This is a genomic window from Lactobacillus crispatus, from assembly GCF_018987235.1.
In the GTDB taxonomy this organism is placed as follows: domain Bacteria; phylum Bacillota; class Bacilli; order Lactobacillales; family Lactobacillaceae; genus Lactobacillus; species Lactobacillus crispatus.
The window spans coordinates 973478-995594 of the sequence record NZ_CP072197.1 but is presented as its reverse complement, the minus strand read 5'-3'; the positions used below and the strand labels follow the sequence as shown (position 1 = coordinate 995594).

Here is a 22117-nt window from a genome sequence, read left to right as displayed (position 1 = left end):
ATAGGCATAATTAAAACGGTACTAGCCATTAAGGTTAGCACCGTTTTTTCACTTTGTAATGATTATTTTATCTTATAATTATCATTTTTAATTAGCTTTTTCAATAATTCCATTGTGGCCACAGCATCAGCTAACGAATTATGTGGATTTGAATTTTTAATATTGTAATTTTCTAGCACAGTACTCAAATGATAATTATCTAAAAAGACATTTTTCTTTTTAACTGCAGAAAGCAAATCAACACATTCATTCAATAACGAATAATGACAATACTTTTTGAAATCTCTATTCAAGAAATTAATATCGAATGGTAAGTTATAACCAACAACAATCCTATCGGCTAAGAACTTTCTCAAATCTAGCAAAGCAGTTTTGATATCGATTCCTTTATTAGCTAATACTCCCTTATTTAACTGGGTTATTTTTTCTATATTATCAGGCACTTCAGTATCAACTTTGATTAATCGATAAAATTTCTCACAATCATTATTTTCAAGATATTTTATAGCACCAATTGATATAATCTTATCTTTTTCAAGATTAAGTCCTGTTGTTTCTATATCAAGAACCGCTAGTGAAGTTAAACTATCTGCTTTATCCTGGACTTGGGATCGAAAAGTATTTACTTTATGATGCTGTGCTGCTTTACTAAACCCTAATTTCTTTTTGCTAGATAACTTATTTTGACTATTTAAATGCACCATCAGCGGTATGCCATCAAAATCAGCCACCATTTTATCTTGACGCGTAGTTTTAAAGTCGAAGCCTAATTCATTATTAGTACTATATATTAGCGTTGCTTCACCCTGTCCAATATTAGATATGATTCTTTGCCATATAAGATCACGAATACGTGCACTAAAGTTTCCAACATAAACACCCGTTTGAACTTCTTGACACCATTTAGTTAGGTCTCCACGTAAAGATTGTGGAGTTTTGCTTAAAGTAATCACAATCATGACTGTGCCTCATGATACTGAACGCCAAATTTCTGTAGGCCTTCACGATCATCCCACAAACTCATTATTACTTGAGGAGATTCAATATCGGCAGTACTATCTTTTAATAAAAGACTTTTCAAATCTTTTACCATTTTAGCCAATAGTTTACCTTTCTTAAACTCATCTCTCATTGCAATCCGAGTATGTGTGGCAATATCTTGATTTCCATATTTAGCAGTCATTTTAAAAGCAATTGGAATTGAATACTTAGCCTTGTATAGATCTGCAAAATCATAAACAAAGGCTAAGTCATGACCTGTATGAATAAATCCTAAACCTGGTGAAGCACCTAAAGCTACGATAACACTATAACTTAAGCCATACAAAGCCTGGTGTGCTGCTGTCAACGCCTTATTGATAGGAGTTCCATCCTCAAAATTATCAACTTTATATTCTCTCTTATTCCAGCTAACACCAGTTAATTTAGATTGTTCACGATATATCCGCCTAACTCGAGAACCTTCTTTACCACGCAATTCTTCCATCGTTAAATCAGAAAAATCTTCATTTGGGAAGCGCATCTCATACATCTGGCGAGCTGTAGCCAATCTACTTCTTCGATTAGATACTAACTTAGCTTGTGCTTCTAATAATCTGGAAGAATGATTCAGCGATCTACCATGTGCATATTGACGTACACCACATTCTCCAACCCAAACAACAGCTAAACTGGAATCTCCCATTAGTTCCATCGCCCGATGTGTAACATCAACTCCTGGTCCCAGTAAAAGCACACTTACTAAAGCAACCGGAATATTAATAATTCCACGGTAATCAACTACTTGAATTGCACTATCTTGTCTATTTATTCTGGCATGTTCTACATATATAAAACTTATTCTATCCGAAACTCGTCCTAATTCCTGACGTTCTGGTTTCTTAGCACCATAATTATTTTTCATTATATTATTCCATTGGAATTACAGTGAGTAGTCCCATCCCAAAAGCTTTTTCACGCCCTATACCAGTTACCATTGCCTGCTTAAATTGTTGCAAATCCTTAATCTCTAATAAGCCTTCAAAAGTAACACGACTTAATTTTACTATTTTATTGCCCTTGCGGCGTAATCGTGGCCAATCTCTTGACGTAATATTCATTTCATATGTTTCTTCGTCATCTTCTGATTTAACTAAATCAAAACCATATTTTTCTGATCGATCTAATAACCACTTAGTTTGCTGCAAAACAGTAATATGCGGTACTACTTTTGATTTACCGGTTTTTGCATCTGTAATTCTATATGAAGGATTAGCCGTTAGTTTAAAGCGATATTTTTTTCCTTGATTTAAACTACTTAAAAAATGATCATAGTCTTTCGTTTCTGCCGTATTGGCAAGACCATATCTTTCAAGCTTATCTAATTTTGGCTTTTCTTCACTTAAAACAAGTAAATACTTTTTACCATTTAATTCATCAATTCTCCATAAATGGCGTAATCTTACTTTTTTCTTTAATTCATTCGGAAAGCAATTCTCAACCCAATTATGATATGCACCTAAATGATACAAATCCCTAAGTTTTTGTCGGTTGTTAGTATCAATTTCAACTCTCGAAATATACATTCTACCCTCCTACACAAATGACCAAAAATCCCAATCAGTATTATCTGATGTCTGATTATTTTCTGAATTTTTAAGTTTAACTGCTTTTTTGATTACGATAGGACGATATTGATAATATCTATCTTTTTGATCAAAAGAGCCCACTTTATCTTTTTTCATTAAGGGGGTACTTTCAGGATCTAAACTAGCATCAGCAATTATTCTAGTTAGAAATTGTGACGACTTAAAGCTCCTCTTATACCAATCTGAAGCTTGCCAGGGCATATCTTCTAGTACTTGTAAGGGATTTTTTCCATCAAAAATATCAATTTTAAGTGGACCAGCTGGCGGATTAGACCGTCTTCCTAAATAAAGCTGAAATTTTGGATGTTCAAGTGCTTCTTTGATGTTTTCGATCAATTGATCATCATCGCTGCCAATCGCTACCATGAAAACTCCATCTTGAATAAAATCACGATACGTTAACTTTCGAGCAGTCTTGCTTGCACTCTTTCTGTATTCCACTGTTTGAAACTCTGTCAACATTTTGCCTGATTGCTCAATTCGAACAGCAAATAATAAATTATTTAGCTCCAAAATTTTTTCATTATCTTCTCTTGAGTAGCCCAATGCAGCTGCAATCATACCTACAATAGCACTTTTGGTTGGATAACTATCACTAGTTCTTTGATTAAAAGATGCAGAATTACCATAAGACTGAAGTGGCGCAGTCAATCTAATCGTTGCTGTCTTCATTTTCTAACTCCTGTTTTACGAATTCAGCAGTTTGATTAATTAAATCATCAATATTTTCAGCCTGATTGTCGACTATATTCTCACTATTCGTCAATTCGACATTAAACACAGGCTTATCTACAAATTTCAAGGAATTTTTATATTCATCCTCTAATCGATCGATAGATTTATCAACGTAGCCACCTTCAGATCTAACTGGTGTTTCAAATGCAGATACTAGGTTAACGGGTGTATCAGTACGAACATTAATCATAACGTATTGAGGGAGTGTTTTATTAGCAAAAGTATTTTCCTTACCAGTCGGCATTGTCAAAACAAATTCTTTGATAAAGAGCTTAATTCCTTCAATAGTCAAAGCTTTATTACCAAGATTGTGCAATAAATCAAGAATGTTAACATTGGCATATCTGTATAAAGTAGATGAATTATATTCAATCGTACCAAGCATTGCAGAACCTGTTTGGCTTTTCGCATTTGCATCATCAACTGCAGTGTAATAATCAAATTCTGGAGTAACTTCATGAGTGGAAATTGCATGAGCCACTTGACTAGAAGCATCCACATTCAATTCTGGATTATCTGCCACCATTCTTCCAAATAAAGCTAAATCTAGAGATTGATCTCCCATCAAATTTTTCTTAATTTCTTTAGCTGTATCTTTATCTATTTGATCAACAGACAAAGCAAGTTTAGCGATCTTTTCGAGTTGCCCTTCACTTACTAGTAGTAGTGCTCCAGTTAACATTTCGCCCGTTTTCTTGTCCTTTTTTAATTTGATTCCAGCTACTTTAAAGACTTCTTCAACTTTCTTTAAAGCATCTTCTTCACTTAAATTTGAATCTAGTTCTTGTAACTTATTCGCCAAAAGACTAGCTGTTTTCAAAGTTCTATAGCTCTTAAGCCATTCTTCATTTTCTGAGTCTTGTTTAAAGGCTAAACGCATTGCTCTCTTCCAGCTTTGTGAAGAAACTCTTGACCGAGTCACGCCACCATAAATAGCTGTTTTAGGTGAACCAGTGTCATCTCTATTGATATTTGATGATGGTACAGTTTGCAATACATTAATGTCCATATAAAGATTCTTATTCATTTTGATTTTCTCCTTGCTTTTTGTTCACTAATCGTTGTCTGATGCCAGCTTATAAACGTTCCAGTAGTAATCTTTTCCCCACTTCAAGGCAACGAATCTTGCATTTTTCGTACTCCACTGAAAGTTATACAAGTCTTCCGCCAATTGAGCAAAGTCAATCTTTTCACCCATTTTCTTTCCTTTAAGAATACTTACTAGATGATTAATTGAATTGGTGGCACTGCTGATATTTGTAGTTGCTAATAAAGCTGTTACTCGCCTATCTAAAGCCTTCTTTTCGTTAGAGTCGTTTATTTTCATTTTCTTCAGTGCAGTAAAAAGAGATACACCATTTTCTCCAGATTCTTCCTTATCTTTTGATCTAGGAATTTGACCAAAGACAAATGAATCATTCCCTTGTTGAAATGCAGCATAACAGTGAAGAGCAGTATAAACTGCTGTTTCAAGCTTTGTAGGTTTTCCATTTGTACTTAATTTAGGCACGGCTGAAAAAATTAAAGGCCAGATTTTTTCAGCGCCTTTATCGGTGATAGCTGTTGTCCTTCTAAGTTCAGCCAAAGCACCTTTATCAGGAGTTCCATCACCATACAGCTGATTAATTATTCGTGCCGTAGCAGTATAAGCATCACTCATCTTTTTCTCCTTACTTTAATCCGAGACAAACATAGACGTTTCTGCGTAGTTTATTATAAATTGTAAAAATATTGTCTTCCTTCCCGCCAATGATTTCATCAGCAGTTGCATTGACAAAAATATTTTTAGCTTGCGTTGCAACAAGACGATTTAAAGTTTCACGCCATTCTTTAATTTTGACATTACGGTCTTGATTTATATCTAATCCAGAAAGCCAAGTGTAAAATGGCTGATTCAGTTCGTCATAAAGTTGCGCTACCTTTCGACTTGCCCAATCATCATTACTTTTTTTCTTCTCGCTATGGGTTTGAATGTTCGATATATCTTTTGCAAACCAATAGAAATAAGCCACAACCTTTTGTGCTAATAATACTTCTTCTTCAATCTTATCTTGCCACCGATTTTCAAGCATAGGCTCATCATCAAAAAGAACTCCTGCCTTAGCTTGCATATTATCAGTGATTTCCGCATAAGGTGATTGAGATGTAGCATTTCCATCACTTATCATAGCTACTGTAGCTATATTGATGTTAGTATGCTTAGAAATGTATTTTTCTTTTTTCAATTCCTGAATCCAACTAACAATTCCTGGAATTCTTTTTTCATCTTCGTTAGCTTTAGTTCTTATATACTGACCAAAATTACGCCACATAGCGACATTTATATTATTTTTATTCTTGGCAGCTGGATATACAACACCATCTTTATTTTTACGCCAAGTCGTCATTGGCTCTAGGAATTGTTTTTCACTATCTAACTTAGGCAGTCCTGCGCTAAATATAACTGGCTGACCATTTTGCCAATCAATATGAATCATTCTAGACCAAACAGTGTATAATTCAGATAAATTGTCAGGATATACTCCATTCAATCTTTGTTGAAGATAATCATTAATATCATCGTATTCCCACACTGGTCTTTGTGAGTTTAGCCAGTTTGTTCCATCTGCAGAATCATTGGTAACTAAGCTTAGATTTAACATCAAAGTGTCAAATAAAGTTTTACCTTTAATATAAACAGGATTAATTGAATACAACCAACCAGGAGAAACAGAGAACTTATCCTTTGACTTAACTTTGGTCTTATCAGTAACACCTGTGAAGTTTTGGTAAGTAATTAACCAGCGAACTAATTCCGCATTATTAACACTATCTTTTTCAATACCTGATTTAGGTGAAAACAGTGCCGGGCTGTTATTGCTTTCAGAAATAAGTCGATTAATTTGTTTAACTGATACTGTACCCGCACCTTTAGCTACCTTTTTATTTTCCGGCACATTTTGGTCATAGACTTGACGATTAACTTGATAAAAAGGATCTTCACCAAATAAATTAAACTTAGCCTGATAAAGATTTAGATAATCAAATACTTTTTTTGAAAAAGTTTTTTGATCATATAGACTTCTCCAAGTGTCTCCCAGTTTTAGTTTTTGAGAGTTGAAGCCATCATTATCTGTCCGAGTCACTCGCCATTTGTCATCTAAATCCAGCCATGAGTATGGCGTATCATCTGCATCGAATCTAGTATAAACTGACAGTAAGATAGCCAACAATAATCTGAGAATCGCTAAGTCCTGCGATTTCATATCACCGGCAAGCTGAAGATAATCTTCAGAATTACTAAAAAGTTCATTTAAAGAGACTTCACTTTCGGTATAATCCTTTTTCAGGACTTTAATCCAAGGATCAGTAACCAGATTGAAACTTAAATCATTACTCATATATCACCATCTCTTCCAATTCATAAATGATTAATTAATATTTATAATAAAACTTTTCCTTTTAATTTACAATAAAATAAAAAGCGATTTCAGTTTATGAAACCGCCAAGCCCATTTTCATGGGGATTACTTTAATAAATGATTAATTAATGGGATCACCCTCACCTAAGTGAGGAATACACTTAATACAGTTTACTATTTTTCGTACGATAACCCCAAGTCAGATGAATACTTAATTTTATATCCATTAAATTCTGTCTCATTATTGGCATCAAGAATTAAAGCTACCGAGCCCTTTAACCAGGAACTGTTCTGCCATTCAGGAAAATTACTAATAGTATCTCGTTCCAAATTTCGTATAGATTGGTTTATATTCATCGTTAATGCATGGGGCAGCCTAATCAACTGCTGAGCAACAACGCTATCAGGAACTTCTTCATCCACTTTTCGCCCATCCATTAAATAAAATCCATCGGCATCTTTTTTTAGCAAAAGAACCTCGATTGTTTCATTCGTATCTCTGACAGCAGCCTCTGCTTTAACATCATTTAGATCAGTGTCACTATCATTATCAAGCCAACCATGTAAAGTTTTTTCAACTCTTGGGGATCTAATTTGATACCCTTTTGATTTTTGTTCTGCCTTTTCTTGATCAATGTTGAATTTCTTAACTTCCGCTTCCTGAAGATCTTGTACTTCATTATCAGTATCCGCTGAATATACCTTTTGAACCAAATTAGAAATATCACTAGGTAATTTGATCTTGTCTTTTAAGAAATGATCCGTCTTAATTAAAAGATATTTCTCATAAATTGCTTGATTTGCATCCCCATAGTCCCCATTAGAATTAATACCCATAATGAATAGTTGAGGCTCAATTAATTTGTCTGGGCGCTTAACTTGATGACGATGCAAACGACCCGCTCTTTGTAAAATCAAGTCTATTGGTGCAATATCCGTATACATAACATCAAAATCGATATCCAAAGATTGTTCGAGCACTTGCGTGCCAATTACTATCATTTTCTTTGGACGTTTTTGGTGATTTCCAATTGACTTTTCCAATTTGGACTCTAAATTACTACGATCATTAGCCAAAAATGCGGAATGAAGCACCAAAATTTGCGTATCTTCAGAACACTCTTTTTCAGCAATTTTTGCCAATTCTTGTGCTCGCTTTACCGTATTAACTATGACACCTGCGACACCGCCATCTTCAATTTGATCATTAATCTTTTCAATTAAATCGTAATTTTCAATGTTTAAGCGAGTAACTTTAACTGTAGTATCATCAGCTTTAGTAGAAAAGTCTGACTTTTGTTTTAAAACTTTGCCATCCAAAATACTTAATAAGGGATATGCTTGACAAGTTTGCCAATTAGTATTTTGAGCTTTAAATTTTTCACTGCCATATTTTCCTCTACAATATGCTGTAAGAAGTTCATTTCTTTTATCAACTGGAAGCGTAGCCGACAAAGCAACAACTGGTACATGATATGCCCCCAACCACTCTATTGCCTTTTCAAGATAGGAACTCATATATACGTCATAAGCATGAACCTCGTCAATTACAACTATTTTTCCGCTTAGCCCTAAATGTCTTAAGGCCAGATGCTTTTGCTTCAAGCCCATCAAAAGCAATTGATCAATAGTTCCAATTACAAAGTCAGTTAATATTGACTTTTTACCATTAAACCACTGATTAACAACAACTGCACCTTCATCGGTTTCAATATCATCAGCATCAGGAATATTGTGATATTTTTGATTAAACTGTGCCTTTCCATGCATCAATTTAATAGAGAGGTTTTCGCTCTGTTCTTTGGCAATATTCCCCAACCAGTTATCTACTCTATCAAACATTGCATTTGCAGTAGCCTGGGTTGGCAAGCCAAAAAACAGGCCATTGATACCGGTCTTAGCAGCTAATTGCTCAACAGCAGTTAGAGCTATTTCAGTTTTACCAATACCCATCGGGGCTTCAACGATAATCATGCTAGGATCCACACTATCTCCGATTGCTTGAGACATTTGTTCCTGAACTTGTCTTGGATCAAAATTCCAGCGTTTTTGATATTGCTCTTTAGTATCGACTATCAATTGAGGCGTCCAGGAATCTGTTTTAAGCCAATTTAAAATTCCTTGTTGATATCTTGATGTCATATCAATATCGCTAAAACCTTGATCCATCGAGATTAATGGAAACATGCTAACACGCTTACCATCTTTAATTGTATATTCACTAGATGCCAACCAGTCGGCCATAATTACTAGGCCTTCTAAAATTACTGCTTGTGAGTCAGTAACTGTAGGTATATCTTCTAAATTTTTAAAATTACACAAATCTAAACCATAATTGATGATCTCTTTTTGTACATTTTCCCATTTTTCTCTAGTTGGATTTTCGGCCCAAGAATCTGATTGATAATATTTAGAAGTATCATCCATCAGTTGATCTTCATAGTCAAAATACTTATTTTGTGGTTTACCATGGTGCCCGCCAACTATAGCGCCAATACTTTCATTTAACCCACTATTTTCTAAGATCACTTCACCGGCCAGAGCGTGGAGCCAGTGTCTAGTATCCATATTTGCCTTTAATTCTTCTAAATTATCAAACCCATTTTGTAATAATCTTTCTAACAAATCCTGGTCTAAGTCTTCATTGTGGATAAACGATTGCTTAATTTGAAAAGCTGGTGTAGCCTTACCAATATCATGAATGTATCCAATAAATTCAACAAGATTCTGAACTTCATTTGAGTTTTCAAATCCCTGACTCAAAATGCGTCTTTGGCCGTCATTAAGCCAATGATTATATAACCATCCAATAACATTTTTTGTGTCAATTAAGTGAGCAATTAAGGGTAACCATACTTCTTCGCTATCTTTATTAATATTCTTTTTACCCCATAAAGACAGGGTGGTATTTGATAAAATTGTCATGTTTCTCCTTAGTTTATACTATCTACTTAATCTAATATTTATAATTACTTTTTATTTTACAATCTATTTTTATTTATATACATAGAATAATCGATGCCTTTTATTACTTGATCATATTTATCATAATACCAAATGCTAAAATCTTCCCATTTTCCGCCCTTAGATGAACCATCAAGTGGTGCTGGATTGTTTTGGGAATATAAATAATCTTCATCACTGTCATCAATGACTCTATAAAAAGGTCCTTCTTCAGCTATACATTCATAGATTTTGCCATTTGTTAAGCCAGTTACCCCTAAAGTTTCACCTATATATTTTAATTTCATCATTCTTTTCTCTCGTATAATTTACAATCTTTAATTCATACATATTAGAATTCGTATACTTGTTTACTTCATACCAATGAATATCAGAACACAGTTATCACTTTTTTAATCACCTCCACATGTGTGGAGAATACAATAACTCAAAAATTGCCAAACTTGACGCTCAAAGGATCACCTCCACATGTGTTGTCCGACTCATCCCAATCACACATTGCCTCAAACACTGAGACAGTGCGGTTTGTTGCTGCTTTCTAAGGATTAATTTCTACAGCAATTTGACTAAGATGAGTGCTTGCTTATCATATCCAGTCTCACTATTTTAGCATTTTATTAACTAACGGGAACTCAATGAACGCTACTATGTTATAGCGTACTTGGTGTCTGTCGAGTGCGCTACAACAATGGTTCAAAAATCGGTGCTATAATTTAGTTATCGAACATCGCGGAGGGAATTTAATGGGAATGTTTAGTTTTGTATCCAAGTGGAATAGAGCTGGTGAACTCTTTCGCACTCGGCAATTCATCCTTACTTTTGCTAAAGAGGAAGATCTAGTCAAAATTGAAGAAGTCATCAAGAAGCGCCGAGAAGAGTTAGCTAAAAAAGAACCCAATCAATAGTCTCCGTATGGTATAATCTTCGTTGCGAGAAGTTTTATGGGCGATGGCTGTCTTCTTGAAATGGGGTGGTTCCAATGGACTATTCTTTAAAAAGGATTACAGCCCGTGAGCGTCTACCAGGTACTCATGCTAATGTTGGCATTCGCAACCTTCATAATTGCTTTGCTGATTTTTATGGCTCTATAATTTTTCCTGTTGATGACTTATCAATATGATAAGCTGTTAACAGGTTTTTTATTGCATTAAAAAAGGAGGACATAGTCCTCTTTAATAAAAATCGTTTCCACACAAATTCTTATAAATAAAGGTGATTTCTATGTCCTCAATTAACCATTGTATCAAATTCGAGCTTGATATTAAAGATAAAGAATAAGCGTCAAATAAAATAGTGTACTTAAAACCGTCCCAGTTACTGTTATACTGAGACGGTTATTTAAGTTCTTTTATTTACAATTTACCTGGATCTTCTCTTGCCACGGTAAATAAGCTTCAAGGGGTTCCGAATCCAGAATCTCTTCATTCGGTAATTTCTGAAGCAAATAATTCAAGTACTTTTCAGGATCAAGGCCATTTCTCTTGGCAGTTTCAATTAAGCTTAGAATAAAGCCACTTGCAGTAGCACCCTCAAAACTTTGAGAAAATAACCAATTCTTCCGGCCCATGACGAGTGATTTTACAGCGCGTTCGGCCTTATTGTTAGATAATTCTAAATTGCCATCAAGCAAGACATGCTCAAAAGTAGCTTGATGCTTGAGCTTTGCTTGTCTTAGCTGGTAACGTTCTTGTTTGCTCAAATTCTCCCAGGTTTGTTCTAAGTAAAACATGCGATTGCAGTAGTTGAGTCCTTTTTGGGCAAGGGACTTTTCAGAAGCCTGTTGTGGTACGGCTTCGTGAAACTTTCTTCTAACATGAGCCCAGCAGCCAACTAAAGTTGCTTTTGGCAATTGCTCATAAGCCTGCCACATATCACAGTGCAAATAACCGGGATAGTTTCCTAAAAAGTTTAAGGCAACCTTGCCACTCCGGGAAGGATCATGATGATAGAGTGTAATCCCGTATTGATCATGTTTGCCTGAAAGGAAGACCCAATAGTAAGTCTTGATTGTTTTACTTTCTAAGACTGTATAATAAGTTTCATCGGCATGTAAAATTGGCCGCATTAACAGCTTTTGCTTAAGCAGATCATACACTGGTTTAAAGTAGTATTGACTGCTTTTCAAATCCCAATAATTTAACATCTGTCTTGAAACTTCTAGTCCCATCTTCTTCCAGTCGCTTTCTTGGCGATAGTCCGGCACCTTCATTTCATATTTTTGATAAAGTGAATGAGCGATGAGTGAAGCTGAACCTAGACCATGGTTTAGGGGAGCTTTAGGTACTGCAGCTTTAATGATCTTGTCGCTAAGATTTCTTTGACTGCAATATTTACATTTGTAAGCATGTTGGATATGGTCTAACCTTTTAAGTTGAGCTGGGATAAACAATAATTCTTGGCGAACTGACTGCTTGCCTATCTCAATCAGTTCATAATGACAATCAGGACAATGCTTGTCGCCTAATTCATGGTGAACTTCTTCAGCTGGAAGGGCAGCTAGCAGGTCGGCTCTTTTCCTGCGCTGAGTTTTTCTGTTATAAGTAATAGTCTGAACTGCGGCGTCGGGGACGTTCTCCGTCATCTTGAGCATCAGGTTCATCAAAGAGACTTGTTTGTCCATTTAAAGGCATTTATTCTGAAGATTTGCCATAACGCTTCTGCGTCAAGTAAGCTACTTGTTCACGGAGGAGCTTGATTTCATCAGTTAAGTTTTGAATTGTAGTTGCTTGTTGAGCAATAGTCTTTTCTAAATTTTCTTTTAACTAATAAACTTCCTCCTAAATTTATTAGTTAAAAGAATATCAAAAAAGCGCGCGATGTCAAGTGTTAGTAGAATTCGCACGCTTTCGTGTTCTTTATTTTTAGATTGATTGCGAAGCCCTTCATTAGCCAGTCGACCTGCTCAGAAGATAAAGCTTGAACTTCATTTTGATTCCTGGGCCAGTTCAATTTTCCATTTTCAAATCTTTTGTAGAGCAGCCAAAAACCTTGTCCGTCCCAATAAAGGGCTTTGAAGCGGTCCTTGCTTCCGCCGCAAAAGAGGAAAACTTTACCACTAAAAGGATCAAGTTCAAACTGTTCTTTAACTAAAGTTGCTAGGCCATCAATGCCTTTACGCAGATCCGTCTTACCGCAAACGATGTAGACTTGACCCAAATCACTGAGCCTAATCATAATAAGACTTTCTCAAGCAGCTTATTCATAATTTCAGTATCTAAACTACTGTAGAACTTCAGTTCTAAGTCATCCTTTTTTAGATTAAGCAATAAATTATTACGTGGTGGACGAGCCTTTTTAGGCTTAGTTGAATGTCCAAGTGACACAATGGGTTGTTGTTTTTCGATCATATTCGTAACCTCCATTAATTTGATGAGATTAGAATACCTGAAAAATGAAGGCTAAAACAGATACCCGGTTATTTGACGCTTACTTACAATTCGTTTGGAAGAAAATCTGTACAAAGAAAAAGAACCAAACAGCCTTTTAATGGTTGCTTGATTCTATTCATTTACTCATTATCAACAGGATTTGTCAAAGAGCCACTAATTGTAAGTCTTTTTGTTAACGATTATTCATCGTCTCTCTTTTTCTTCAAAACTAATAATGCAAGTGCAAGTACACCCACACCTAGAAGTGAAAGCTGCCAATTACTTTCACCATTAGTTTGTGGTAACTTCTTATCGTTAGTTCCATTAGCTTTGTTTTTGTCTACAACATTCTGAGCAGCCTTACTGTCAACTTTAGCTTGAGCACTACCATAAAGTTGCTTGCCTTTTGTTTCTTTAACAGGTTTCACAACTTCAGGCTTTGTCTGCTTAGCTGGCTTTTTAGGCTTACTTGGCTTAGTAGGCTTAACCGGCTTAGTTGGTGTAGTTGGCTTAGTTGGCGTAACTGGAGTAATAGGCTCGCCTGGCTTAACTGGAGTTGCCGGTTCATCAGGCTCAGGATCAGCAGTATAGTTAATTTCAACTGTCACATCCTTGCCATCAGCCGGAACGTAAGTCAATTCGATCATATCCTTATCAGGAGTATATCCTGGAACAACTGGAGCAACATATTTAGGCCAATCGCTATTCTTAGTTGTCCAAGCTGAATATTTTACTTCCTTAGTTACAGCATCAACAGTTGCCGTTCTAGTATAGGTAACCACTTGTTTGATTTCTTGACTTGTACCACTTGGGAAGTTAACAACGATCGTACGAGTGATAGTTCTAGAAAGATCAGTCTCAGTTAATCCTCCTGGATAATTTTGATTACTATCTGGAATGATATCATCAGGTGTCTTTGGATCATCAGGAGTAACTGGTACAATTCGATGTTTAACCTTAAGAACAAAAACTTGTGGCTCTTTATCTGGTTCTCCACCTACATTTGGTGTATCATCATAGTTCTTATCCAATTGAGGGATCTCAACAATTTCATAGCCAAGATCGAGATATTTCTTCTTTAATTCTTCAAGCTTATCTACTGGAGAATTGCCAACCTCTTGATCAGTATAACCATCAAAAATTACCGGATCTCCTAAGTAGCTTTGAGTATCCTCATCATGGACCTTTAGAATCAATTCTTGAGTATCAGCTACATAAACTACTGGACGATCCTTACCTGGTTCATCAGGAGTGATTGCTGAATCACTAGGAGTTTCGAGATGGTAACCACGAATGATTGGTGACTTAGTTGTAGATCCTTTGGTTGGATCATTAGGATCATTATTAAAGATTGGTGTTTCCGCACCTGGAATTGGGTTGCCTGATTTATCTATTGGAATAATGTGACCCATTGGGTGGTAAATCACTGTAGTTTCATTAGTAATTACTCCATTACGTACGCGTCCACTATTAGGATCGGCATCAGCGGGAGTTACGGTACTTGCACCGGCACTGACTCTATCAGTATAGTAACCATTAACTACCGGTGTATTAACATTTTCATATTCCTTACCACCAGTCCATTTACCAGTACTAATTACGTCACTTGTAACTTTATCAATAGTTACTTCCCTAGTTAATGTACTATCGTCAGTAGTAACTTTATCATCACGTAGCTTATTACCAGTCTCATCATAATAATGAATAATATTTTGGCTGGAAATTACTAAATTATCTTTACTTACGTCAGACGGATACTTAACACTATCAGGATCATTCTCATTAATTGGAGTATCAGGTGCTGGAGTATTTTCATCTTCACCGCTAACTGTCGCTTTATCATGCACTAGTTGTAATTTCAGATACTGTGTTTGAGTTTTATCTCCATCAAACTTGCCAGATAATTCTTCATCGCTTGGTTTAGTTTTAACTAGGTAGCCACGATCAGTATAGTACTTAATCAATGAGTCTACGTTAGTTGCTACATCACTTGAGAAGTTAGTGAAGGAGTCACCTGTAAAGTCAACAGTTGCACCTGTTTTATCAGTCTTAAGCGGTTCATCAGGAGTATCTCCATCTAGATCAAAGACTTGAACCTTCAATTCTTGAGTATCAGCTACATAAATTACTGGACGATCCTTACCTGGTTCATCAGGAGTGATTGCTGAATCACTAGGAGTTTCAAGATGATAACCAGGAATAATTGGTGACTTAGTTGTAGATCCTTTGGTTGGATCATTAGGATCATTATTAAAGATTGGAGTTTCAGCACCTGGAATTGGGTTGCCTGATTTATCTATTGGAATAATGTGACCCATTGGGTGGTAAATCACTGTAGTTTCATTAGTAATTACTCCATTATGTACGCGTCCACTATTAGGATCAGCATCAGCAGGAGTTACGGTACTTGCACCGGCACTGGCACTGGCTTTATCAACATAATAACCGTTAACTACCGGTGTATTAACATTGCCATATTCCTTGCCACCAGTCCATTTACCAGGATTGATTACGTCGCCTGTAACTTTATCAATAGTTACTGTTCTAGTTAATGTACTATCGTCAGTAGTCACTTTATCATCATGTATCTTATTACCAGCCTCATCATAATAATGAATAATATTTTGGCTAGAAATTACTAAATTATCTTTTCCAGCTTCTGATGGATACTTACTTCCATTAGGATCCTCAGGATTAATTGGTTTACCTGGGGTCTTTGGATCATTACCAGTAACTGTTACAGTACCATGAGTTAAGTAGATCGTCACAACTTGATGTTCTTTATCTGCACCATTAGCGGCTTGATCACTAAAGTCAAAAGTATCAGGAACTGTTCCGCTAACTTTATCTGGATCAATTACATAGCCTTTATCTAAGTAACTTTGAATAGTTGAATTCAGAGTATCGGTTACACTAGTTGGGATCGTTGAACCAGAATCACCATGTGCTACGTCGTTTTGAGTAGTTAAAGTTGTATTGGTCTTTGTATCAACATAAACTAAATCAATGACCTGCGTATTCTTAACGTAAACTACCTTAGTATCTTCAAGTGGATTATCTGGAGTTACGTTTGGCACTTCAGCATGATAGCCTGGAATTTCAGGAACATCGGTTGTTGTAGTCTTAGTTGGATCAGTTGGATCGTTGTTGTATTCAGGAGTTGGTGCATTAGGAATTTCGTTACGATCTTTATCGATAGGGATGATCTTCCCAACTGGTGAATACTTAACTACAACATCCTGTCCATTTTCAGCTTTACCATCTTGGTCTTTATGAACATCAGCACTTGGAACCAGTTCATAATTAGCTACATAGCCCTTAATCGGTTTAACTTGATAACTGTCAAAACTTTCTTTGCCTGCTTCTTTAGGTTCCCAGTTTGAATATGAAACAGCATCACTATCACCATTGGCAAGTTTAACTAAATCAATTGTAGCTTGACGTTTATAAGCTACTTCTTGTGTTTCAGTAGGGAAAGCTTGGTTTCTACCTTCTGGTTTATCAGTATAAATAAAGGAAATATTTCTTCTAACTGTATTGTTTAAGTCAGTTTCACTCACACCAGTTGGATAGTTATGATCATATCCCTTATCAGTAGTAATCTTACCATCTGGATCTTTTGGATCATCATTAGTTACAGTTATCTTCTTATGTTTTAAAGTTACTTTCCACTTCTGATTAATCGTTTCTGGTCTGTGATTATCTGGAACATCATCATATGAATCAAAAGTCTTATTATTAAGATTACCGTCATTTTCAGTAAATCCATCATGAACTAATTCATATCCGCTCTTTTCATAGTCTGCAATTGTATCAGTAGTTGAATAGTCGAATGTTTCACCACTCTTACCATTCTTAGTATCAACTTTAAGTGCAAGACCAGTATCTTGATCGACATATTCTATTTGAACTAAAGAATCATTTGCAGTGTATTTAACTAAAACCTGTCCAATATCAACACCATGAGTTGCTTGACTAGCATTAACTACTTCTTGGTGAGCTGTATATCCTTTAAGTTCAGGATAGCCGGTCTTAGAAGATGGAGAAATAACTTCTGCATAGTTACCATTCTCTTGGTTAGCCACTTTTTCACCCTGTTGATTAGTGGTTGTTGAACTAATTGCATTCCAGTCTCCTTGATATGAAACATCACCGGTTACTAGATTGATTTTAGCAGATTGAGCAAAGTTAACTTTTTGAATAATGTCGTTTAATCCAGGGACAGCTTGTCCGCTTACGTTAACCCCATTTACAAAAGTATTATCATCGTATACGTAGTGAATGGTTCTAGTTGAAGTACTGGTTGCATTAGCTTCGCTCCATTCATTTGGTGGAAATTCAGCATCTGTTCCAGGTACCTTTTTGCCAACTGTCGGTGGTATCTAATGCTTGACTAGGATCGTTTGCATCATCATCGTAAACTTGGACTTGTAATTCTTGCTTAACTGGAGCATATTTCACAGTATTTTCGATAACTAAATTACCATCTTTAGTGAAAGTAAATGTAGGGCTAATTGCGTCAGCTTCACTCTTAGTACTATCAACAACATAATACTTATTCACTTCTGGAATTGTAGTTGCTGGAAAAGATATGGATATCTGACCATCTTGACCTACAACTACTGGAGCATCAATTGTAACACCACCAGCAGTAATAGTAGCTGAATATTGCTTTTCACCAGTAACTTCATTAGTCAATTCAGTTATTTTTGCAGTTTCATATACATCATTAGCAAGCTTTTGTGGACTATCACCATCACTAACAAAATGCACAGTACGGTTAACTGTTTGAGTAGCCTTATCAATTTTTGGCGTCAACTCAAATTGAACAGTATCACCATCAAAATTATAAAGAACTAGTTTGCCAAATTGAGCTGAACCGTCTTCTGCATCAGTTACCCAAGTCTTACCACCATTATCAATAATTGATTTTACGGCAACAGCCTTACCATTTTCATTTTGTAGTACTAATTCGTATCCTTGAGGAATCAGGCTTGCAGGAATATTCTTCTCATTAAAATCTGAATCCCGCATGGTGTCAACATTATCTTTATAAGTTTTTGACATTGTTGGAACATCAACATATTGATCCTTACCTTTTGGATCAACATAGTGCAATCTAGTTTTTACTGTTGATGAGCCAGAAATAACTATCGTAGAAGCATTTTTCTTTACCAATGGTGGCATATCGTTACCACCATATAATCCCCAAGAGATTTGAGCAACTTTACCTGCATCTTTAGTAATATCTGGATCTGTTCCGTGGATATAAATGTCTTTAGTTGCGGAATTAGCCTTGACAGTATCATATTTTACTGCAATTGACTTAACATCAGACCAACTCATCTCACGACTAGCAATCTTTGCTTCAACTTGTTCTTTAGTTAAAAAGTTATCAGTTGAAGGTGTCTTCGCATGTACACCTGATGGTAAATCAGTTGAGCTAGTTGAATACAAAACTGTACCATCTGGAACATCAACTGGACCACTCAAAAAGAAGTTAGTTGTGGTATTGTTGTATCCTTTGACTGGTAAATTGATAAATCCAGTTAGATCTTTTAGATCTGTTGTCATATCGTAATTTACTACATTTACTCTAAAGTTCATCCCATCTGATCCTTTATCATCAGATGTACCATTTTGAGCATAAAGACCATCAGGATTTTTATTACCATTCGCAGCATCGGCTAGAACTACAGCTGATGCTGTATTAATTGTCCAGGTTCCTCCACCAACATAGTAGAATTTGCTAGGGTCTAGCTTCACAGTTGAACCTGATTTTTCTGCATTTTCAGGTGTTAAAAACTTACCGGATGTATAACTATTATTCAAAAGAGGAATGTCTTTACTGTATGCATAGATTTCCCATGACCTAGTATTCGATGGTTGGTTATTTGCATTATCTAAAGGAATACCATTGTTAGTTCCATATTTAGTATTATAGTAATAGTTTGTGTTACTATAATCAAGCTTAACTACCTGGTGACCATTAACGAAATATTTAGTCACTACAGGAACTGGCGACTCATTACCGTTAGAATTTAATCTACTAATTGCACCACCACTATATACCGCATTATCTGGTACTACATAATAAAAGATTGGCTCAAAAATATAATCATAATTTGATCCACCACCACCGTCGCCTAAAGAAATGCCTCCGGCATTTTGGTTTCCTGGATTGGTTGAATTTTGTCCACCATAAGTGCTCAGCGATGCTTTATATTGAGATGTATCAAATACTGTTTGAGTGTTACTACTTGTATATGAAACTATTGGCTTGTTATTATACCTATCTGGTCTAAAATTACTACCAAAAATAGTAATACTTGAAGTTAATTTATCATTAGCCTTTACTTGTGATCCATTATCATATGTATGACTCAAATGTCCCAAGGCAATAAAGACATTTGATGGATTTTTACCATCTATTCTATCCTCTTGGTCAACAATACGTCCAGGGTTAGGGAGATTATCTGTTTTGGTATCCTTACCAATTGTATTGGTGTCTGGTGTAAAAACAATGCTTCTAATACCGATAATAGTTTGATTGTTATCTGCATCCGTAGTGGTGGCAGTAGACTTAGCAATATCACCAGCTTTTACTGTACCCGTAATTTTCTGACCATTAGTTAATGTCATTTCATATGTATAACTCTGAATATTACCAATATTGTTATAGACAGTTCCTAGGTCTTTAGGGGTCTTAATCCCAGTTACATACAAGCCATCTGCCAAATCTAACTTTATTTTGGCATTCTCAATATTATCGTAATCATTGCTATAACCAAACCAGTTTACAGCTACCGGATCATTATTAGGATTTGAATCTAATAAAAGTTGATTATTAGAAATCGCTCCTGAAGCTGAAAGACTAAGTGGTCCTGAAGCAGGTCTACCCTTTTTACCAGAAATAGTTACACTAAATGGCTTTCCTTTGGCGGTAATTCTCTGACCATCTGAAGTATAAATTTGATCAATGACACTATCTCTTTTAGCTGTCACGGTAGTAGGTTCTTCTGGAATCTGATCATAAACAAATTTACCAGTTAATGTATAATATCTACCACCGCTATTCCAGCCTTGCGCGCTCTGACCTTTAGGAACAGTAATAATTACATCTTTGCCCATCCCATCTTGTGTCATGGTAAAGCCAGTTAAGCCACGCTCTTTATTGGCCTTATCACTTACTTCCTGATTTAAAAGGAAATTTTCAGGAACTGGAATTGTAATTGTCGTACCATAATTAACCGCACTATTAACAACGCCTGCCATATATGATCCGTCATGAACCAGACCATCATTTTCACCCATGTAATAAACAAAGTTGTAATCTTCATTAGGAGCAACTTCTGTAAAATCAGTGTTTTTATCTCCAGTTGCTTTTGCTAGACTAACTCCGTTTGAAATTAACTCTGGAATTATTGTCTGTTTAAATGACAATGGTGCTTGATCTTCACCGTTGATAGACCACTGAATATCTTTTGTAGTTACTCCTGTATCTTGCATCGGACTGGCTTGTCCCTGATAATTATTGGTCCTTTTAGCTGTAATTTTATATTCAAATTTACCAGTAGTATTGAGAACTATTTGAAATACCTTATAAGCCCCTTGATCGAATTCGGTAACTGTTCCAATTGGAAAGTTCTCTTTAGCAAAACCGTACGCTGAGCTTTTTTTAACTTTGATAACAATTTTGTCACCAGAATTTACATTAGTTGCGTTTAACTTAATCGTCTGAGGAATATAATCTTTATTTGAAAGTTCTGGCAAACTAATCGAGAGAGTCATATTACCATTTTCAGCAGATTGTGATAATACCGGTGTAGAAGCATCTGTTGTAAATTTATTAACAGCTGCTTTAGCTAGCTTATTATTAGCTGGTATAGCTACTAATTTATTAACAGTTGCTTTAGCTAGCTCATTATTAGCTGGTGTAACTGCTTTTTCACTTTTTTCACTAGTATCTGAGCTTTTAGCATCAATAGCTGTCTTATCTGGTTGCTGATTTTGCTTTTCATTATCATTGTTAGCTGTTTTATCTTCGGTTAGCTTTTGATCACTACTACTGTCAGATGGTTTATCTTCAGTCACCTTAGTGTCATCTGCTTTAGCACTACCGTTAGTAGTTGTATCTGCACTTTTATCTTCTACTTCAGTTGTTTGCTTTTCGGTACTATCAGTACCATTTGAGGTATTAGTTAAGCTAACACTGCTACTATCATTATTTGACTTGTTAGCTTCAGTTTCTTTTGTAACAGATGCATCAGCCTTATTACTATCTGCATTAGTAACAGTATCACCTGTTGCAGCGTTAACCTTTTGACCATTGTTTACAGTTAAGAATAAGGTTGACAACAAAACTGAACTTACACCAATTGTTAATTTACGAATTCCAAAGCGTTGCTTGGTTTCAGAATGCTTATTGAATAACATTGTTCATTGCCATATATAACATGGAATTAGGTTGTGACTATCCGACTTTTAACCTTATAGAAATTTATACTTTTCCTTTCTTTATTGTGACTTTATGTTTTATACATAAAAATTTTCAATTGAAAACTGATCTACTTCCATGTCTAATTTCTAATAGATCGTTTACTATCTTTATTATAAAATATTTCCTAAATAGTTCAAATATGTGTTGCTACACTGAAAATAATCTACATATATCAATGAAAAAGTAAAGTAATAACAACTGAACCAATCCTATTTTTATAAGCTTACATTAGGCTTTTCAAAAGCCTATGGGTTAGTGAATTGAAGTATAAAATATAAATTTTAAACATACAGTGGTTGCTAGACATCAAATTATTAAATAATAATGTTATAGTCATAATATAACATTATTATGGAAGTGAATGAATTTTGAATATGAATTACCACATTAGATCCGTTACACCAGAAGATTTAAATGGCTGTATAATTTTTCCTGTTGATGAATATTTATGATATTCTATCGACAGGATTTTTTATTGCATAAAGAAAGAGGCCATAGCCTCTCTTAACTTAAAATCCTTCT

At 35.4% G+C, this 22117-nt stretch carries 16 protein-coding genes and 1 pseudogene; 2 read left to right on the top strand and 15 right to left on the bottom strand.

All coding sequences use genetic code 11. The features are described 5' to 3' along the window. Positions 1-62: 62 nt before the first annotated feature. From cas2e to J6L97_RS04810, 9 genes are all read right to left on the bottom strand, one after another. Positions 63-959: a type I-E CRISPR-associated endoribonuclease Cas2e gene (gene cas2e / locus J6L97_RS04850; protein WP_057726619.1), complete on the bottom strand. Its 897-nt coding sequence runs from the start codon at positions 957-959 to the stop codon at positions 63-65. Then, on the bottom strand, positions 956-1903 hold the full coding sequence (gene cas1e, locus J6L97_RS04845; RefSeq protein WP_057726620.1) for a type I-E CRISPR-associated endonuclease Cas1e: 948 nt from the start codon (positions 1901-1903) through the stop codon (positions 956-958). Before cas1e ends, cas2e begins: the two co-directional genes overlap by 4 nt. Before the next feature lie 4 nt (positions 1904-1907). After that, positions 1908-2564 (bottom strand): type I-E CRISPR-associated protein Cas6/Cse3/CasE, encoded by a 657-nt coding sequence (gene cas6e / locus J6L97_RS04840; protein ID WP_057726621.1) that lies wholly within the window; start codon positions 2562-2564, stop codon positions 1908-1910. Between the two features lie 9 nt (positions 2565-2573). Continuing rightward, positions 2574-3299, bottom strand: coding sequence for a type I-E CRISPR-associated protein Cas5/CasD (gene cas5e / locus J6L97_RS04835; RefSeq protein WP_057726622.1), 726 nt, complete (start codon positions 3297-3299; stop codon positions 2574-2576). Next, positions 3280-4389, bottom strand: a complete 1110-nt coding sequence (gene cas7e, locus J6L97_RS04830; protein WP_057726623.1) for a type I-E CRISPR-associated protein Cas7/Cse4/CasC — start codon at positions 4387-4389, stop codon at positions 3280-3282. Before cas7e ends, cas5e begins: the two co-directional genes overlap by 20 nt. Positions 4390-4416: 27 nt before the next feature. Further along, entirely contained in the window at positions 4417-5022 is a 606-nt protein-coding gene (gene casB / locus J6L97_RS04825) for a type I-E CRISPR-associated protein Cse2/CasB (RefSeq protein ID WP_057726624.1), read from the bottom strand. Between the two features lie 10 nt (positions 5023-5032). After that, the gene (locus J6L97_RS04820) at positions 5033-6742 is read right to left on the bottom strand and encodes a type I-E CRISPR-associated protein Cse1/CasA (protein WP_057726625.1); all 1710 of its coding nucleotides are present in this window, start codon (positions 6740-6742) and stop codon (positions 5033-5035) included. A gap of 195 nt (positions 6743-6937) precedes the next feature. Next, positions 6938-9688 carry a CRISPR-associated helicase/endonuclease Cas3 gene (locus J6L97_RS04815; protein ID WP_057726626.1) on the bottom strand — a complete coding sequence of 917 codons (2751 nt, stop codon included), beginning with the start codon at positions 9686-9688 and terminating at the stop codon, positions 6938-6940. A 56-nt stretch (positions 9689-9744) separates the two neighbouring features. Then, complete coding sequence (locus J6L97_RS04810) at positions 9745-10017, bottom strand: hypothetical protein (protein ID WP_201782105.1); 273 nt, start codon at positions 10015-10017, stop codon at positions 9745-9747. A 453-nt stretch (positions 10018-10470) separates the two neighbouring features. On the opposite strand from J6L97_RS04810, the gene J6L97_RS04805 reads away from it, so the two are divergent. Further along, complete coding sequence (locus J6L97_RS04805) at positions 10471-10632, top strand: hypothetical protein (RefSeq protein WP_164477101.1); 162 nt, start codon at positions 10471-10473, stop codon at positions 10630-10632. Positions 10633-10706: 74 nt separating this feature from the next. Further along, positions 10707-10847, top strand: a complete 141-nt coding sequence (locus J6L97_RS11225) for a hypothetical protein (RefSeq protein ID WP_216786117.1) — start codon at positions 10707-10709, stop codon at positions 10845-10847. A 228-nt stretch (positions 10848-11075) separates the two neighbouring features. Here the strand turns inward: J6L97_RS11225 and tnpC are convergent, their stop codons facing one another. The 6 genes and pseudogenes from tnpC to J6L97_RS04775 form a co-directional block, all read right to left on the bottom strand. After that, positions 11076-12308 carry an IS66 family transposase gene (gene tnpC, locus J6L97_RS04795; RefSeq protein ID WP_220309105.1) on the bottom strand — a complete coding sequence of 411 codons (1233 nt, stop codon included), beginning with the start codon at positions 12306-12308 and terminating at the stop codon, positions 11076-11078. Further along, positions 12262-12465 (bottom strand): annotated as a pseudogene (locus J6L97_RS11070) (transposase domain-containing protein). The gene tnpC and the pseudogene J6L97_RS11070 overlap by 47 nt, the downstream one beginning before the upstream one ends. A gap of 88 nt (positions 12466-12553) precedes the next feature. After that, positions 12554-12901: an IS66 family insertion sequence element accessory protein TnpB gene (gene tnpB, locus J6L97_RS04790; RefSeq protein ID WP_054832798.1), complete on the bottom strand. Its 348-nt coding sequence runs from the start codon at positions 12899-12901 to the stop codon at positions 12554-12556. Continuing rightward, on the bottom strand, positions 12898-13074 hold the full coding sequence (locus tag J6L97_RS04785) for a hypothetical protein (protein ID WP_164477102.1): 177 nt from the start codon (positions 13072-13074) through the stop codon (positions 12898-12900). Before J6L97_RS04785 ends, tnpB begins: the two co-directional genes overlap by 4 nt. A gap of 221 nt (positions 13075-13295) precedes the next feature. Next, positions 13296-17477, bottom strand: coding sequence for a mucin-binding protein (locus J6L97_RS04780; protein ID WP_263386388.1), 4182 nt, complete (start codon positions 17475-17477; stop codon positions 13296-13298). Next, positions 17434-21531: a YSIRK-type signal peptide-containing protein gene (locus J6L97_RS04775; protein ID WP_057726627.1), complete on the bottom strand. Its 4098-nt coding sequence runs from the start codon at positions 21529-21531 to the stop codon at positions 17434-17436. Before J6L97_RS04775 ends, J6L97_RS04780 begins: the two co-directional genes overlap by 44 nt. Positions 21532-22117: the final 586 nt, after the last annotated feature.